Annotated in this window: 3 protein-coding genes; all 3 read left to right on the top strand. The window is 40.6% G+C overall.

What is annotated here, in order from left to right; translation table 11 throughout:
* Window positions 1–465, top strand: a 465-nt coding sequence (locus tag CCD76_RS20250) for a hypothetical protein (RefSeq protein WP_218777089.1), incomplete at its 5' end; no start/stop codon positions are given.
* Window positions 455–1573 (top strand): GapS4b family protein, encoded by a 1119-nt coding sequence (gene gapS4b / locus CCD76_RS19935; RefSeq protein ID WP_143543346.1) that lies wholly within the window; start codon window positions 455–457, stop codon window positions 1571–1573. The genes CCD76_RS20250 and gapS4b, both read left to right, overlap by 11 nt.
* A 78-nt stretch (window positions 1574–1651) precedes the next feature.
* Window positions 1652–2155: a protein-tyrosine phosphatase family protein gene (locus CCD76_RS19180; protein ID WP_087721086.1), complete on the top strand. Its 504-nt coding sequence runs from the start codon at window positions 1652–1654 to the stop codon at window positions 2153–2155.

A 2155-nucleotide genomic window follows, 5' to 3' on the forward strand; every position in this document is an offset into this window, starting at 1 on the left:
AAGTGTCGGCGCTGGCTTCACGGAATCAGGTTTATATATAATTCGATTGTAACTGCGCGCCGTATTTACAATGCATGTGAACTGAATTTTCACTATTCTTTTAATTCGTCAAACTATACAGACCAAAGTATTGAAAAATACGGGAAAATGCTACCGCTGGAGTATCTTACGTCTCCGATCATTCCCATGAGATTGATCGATAAAGATAGTAATAAACAAAAATTTTGTATTTCTACCATCGAGCATTTTAGTGAAGATGCAATGAAGCGGCTATTAAATTTCGCTAGTGATATATCCCAAGATTTTTCACAAGAATTTGTCTTTATATTTACTCAGTATGATGAGCTAGAGGATAAGCCAACTGTAAGTAAGTGCATTAGAAGCCTTGGCGAAAGAGCATCGATTTTTGATGTCAGCGTACACAGTTCCAGCGGAGATTTTAGAGGCCTTGTAAATGAACAATAAAAGATTCCTTTTGCCTTATGGTGATTCATTAAGAGAGTTTCTAAGTCAACCAGGAATTACCAAGGCTGATGTTAAGTCGATTTTGAGAAGAAGAGGTGTTTTTTTCTCTGATGATGAGAAGGCTAATACAGTCCCGCTCTTGATAAAAACCGGAATTTCTCCTTATGAACTTGAAGAGCTGGTTGATAAAGTCAAAGGCAAAGAGGATAACCCAAAGATTCACACGCAGAGCATACCTTGGGCAGGTGGAGATAAATCCTTGCTTGATGCCATTCCTCCGGAACTAAATATACAGGATATAATTGACCAGCCATTTTCTAACTATAAAGTGCTGGGCGCACCAAACTTCAAAGCGGTTGATGGAAATCAAGATCACGTTGAAATGGAATTCAAAGTTGAACGGTATGACTTGACGAAAAGTTGGGATAAAAATACTTCTCAATTCTCAGGAAAAATAACGCTAAAAAAAGGTGAGAGTAATTTAGATGTTAGCATGAGCTTAAATCACACATCACAAGAGACTAAATATGTTGCGGCGAAGGTTTCTCAAAAAATCGTCCAAAATATGAAGAATGAAGGCTTTGTGAGTAAAGATTCCGAGGTTAGGCGTATTAGATTTAACGACTTTAGTAATTCTAATAGAGTGGCTTTTCTTCAAGATTTATCTCAGAAGCAACTAAAGGATGCTTTGTACTTTAAAGATACAAAGGACATTGGTTTTAGGCCAGACAAGAAGATCGAGCTGCCTGATGACATTTCGTGGATGGAAGACAAAATTAAAAATATGATTCTTCAGGGAAACGATATTCATACAACGTTTTTCGTGAAGGATAAAAAATATCATAAGTATTTAGAGGTGTATCGGATAGAAGCAGAATACTCTTTTTCGCAAGAAGAATGTTCTGGCGACTGTCGCATTGTATTTGAGTTTGGCGAGTTCATTAGTCGTGGGAAAAATGACGCCGAACTTCTTATTCGAGTTGCTAGCGTGAGCTTTAACGACAAAACCTCTTCAGTCTCGACAAATAAGGTTAAAGAAATGCTCTTATCACAACTGGAAGTTGCCAAGCTAAACTTGCATGAGCAATATCGTGAAAAAAGCTTGTAACAAGTGGCTGTTGTCGGACGCGCCTACGCTGCGCTCCGGCACGCCGCAAAGCCAAGCGTTATATTTTGGTGAGTATAAATGATAAATTCAATATATAAGATTGAGGGGCTTTGTGATGATCAGTTTGCTATCATGCCTCACCCGCAAGGAGGTGATTTTCTCGAACAGAGTATAGAGGAAATCAAACTGGCAGGTTATGAAATCGTAATTTCCATGCTGACTAGTGAAGAGCAGGCAGAGCTTGAACTTCTTGCTGAGGGAGAGGTTTGTCAGAACAAGGGAGTTTTATACCTTAACTTCCCGATCAAAGATGAAGTGGCCGATAATGACCGGGAAGTGGTGCAGTTCATCGATTCCTTGGCGCTTTTGCAGGAAAAGAAGAGAAAAATAGTATTTCACTGTCGGGGAGGCGTTGGCCGTTCTTCGATGGTGCTTAGCCTTTTAGCGGCGAGGCTGGGTGTGGAGCCCGAGGTGTCCTTCGCGTTAATCACGCGATCCAGAGGTGAGCGAGCGCCTGAAACGGAATTCCAGAGGCAATGGGTAACCAGGTTATCCCGCCTCATTCACGAGGGTGCTGATTGA

The sequence above is a fragment of the Salinicola salarius genome (genome assembly GCF_002179555.1).
In the GTDB taxonomy this organism is placed as follows: Bacteria; Pseudomonadota; Gammaproteobacteria; order Pseudomonadales; family Halomonadaceae; genus Salinicola; species Salinicola salarius_A.

Bases quoted from the DNA above. Each gene is read 5' to 3' on its own strand.
- CCD76_RS19180 (WP_087721086.1), top strand. From the start codon at position 1,652: ATGATAAATTCAATATATAAGATTGAGGGGCTTTGTGATGATCAGTTT.
- gapS4b (WP_143543346.1), top strand. From the start codon at position 455: ATGAACAATAAAAGATTCCTTTTGCCTTATGGTGATTCATTAAGAGAG.